The 1,017-nt window shown below is 65.0% G+C and carries 2 protein-coding genes and 1 pseudogene; 2 read left to right on the forward strand and 1 reads right to left on the reverse strand.

Going from position 1 to position 1,017, the window contains the following annotated elements; genetic code table 11:
- Positions 1-132, reverse strand: a pseudogene (locus ACK4TH_RS12175) (amidohydrolase family protein); the annotation flags it as partial.
- A gap of 20 nt (positions 133-152) precedes the next feature.
- Between ACK4TH_RS12175 and ACK4TH_RS12180 the strand changes: the two are divergent.
- Positions 153-497, forward strand: coding sequence for a hypothetical protein (locus tag ACK4TH_RS12180; protein WP_409626827.1), 345 nt, complete (start codon positions 153-155; stop codon positions 495-497).
- 15 nt (positions 498-512) lie between these two features.
- A partial coding sequence (locus ACK4TH_RS12185) for a DUF4815 domain-containing protein (protein ID WP_409626829.1) occupies positions 513-1,017 on the forward strand: 505 nt, incomplete at its 3' end.

Below are 1,017 nucleotides of genomic sequence, written 5' to 3' on the forward strand. Positions count from 1 at the left end.
TTCACCAACCCGACCCATCGCCTGTGAATCGGATGCGATGATCGAGAGCGCCCCCATATCGTGGAGGATGTCCTCGGCCGCGATAGTCTCTTTTCGGATGCGACTCTCGGCAAACGCCCCATCCGCCCGAATCCATCGGCCAGACGGCGCTGTTGCGCGAAGTCGGCCGGCGCGTCGTCGATGAGGTGCATTTCGTCACCGCCGACCCCGAAGGCGAGATCGTGGTGCCGACTGGACGCTACCGGCTGGTCACCGAGCCCACGAACCACCTTTTCATCCGGGTGCGCTTCGACTTCGAGGACGCCGCGACCAGCGTGGTGCGCGAGCAAGGCCTCTTTGTCGGCACCCAGACCGATCCTCAATTGCCCGTTGGGCAGAAATTCTTCGTGCCGAGCCAAGTCGTTGAGCCCGGCATCCTCCTCGTGCTGCAGAACTCGGTGCCCATCGTGCGCCAGCCCAGCACGCGCGAGACCTTCGAGTTCGTTGTCACTTTCTAAATCGCGAGGCCACCCATGCTTGAGCGTTACTACAACCTGTTCGACCCGGCCAAGCACTACACCCAGCTCTTGTTCCGCGCCGGCGATGGCCTGCAGTCCCGAGAACTCAACGAGATCCAGAGCACCCTGATCCACCGCCTGCAGGGCGTGGCCGATGCGCTGCTCAAGGACGGCGATATCGTCAGCGGCGCCAATCTGCAGATCGATGCCGACACGGGCCTGGTCACGCTGGAAGCCGGCCGCGTCTATCTGCGTGGTGCGGTGCGCGAGGTGCCTGCCGCCACATTCACCGTTCCCACGGATGGGCGTGTGGCCGTCGGCGTGCGCTTCACCACCCGCACCGTCACCGAACTCGAAGACCCCAGCCTGCGCGAACCGGCGGTGGGCGTGCGCAACTACCAGGAGCCGGGGGCCGGTCGTCTGCAGGAGACCCTCGCCTGGGGCTGGGAAGGTGCCGGCACCAGTGATGGCCAGTCCGGAGACTTCCACGCCGTCTATGCACTGGACAACGGCATCCTCG

This window comes from Tepidimonas sp., from assembly GCF_046292505.1.
Lineage (GTDB): Bacteria > Pseudomonadota > Gammaproteobacteria > Burkholderiales > Burkholderiaceae_C > Tepidimonas.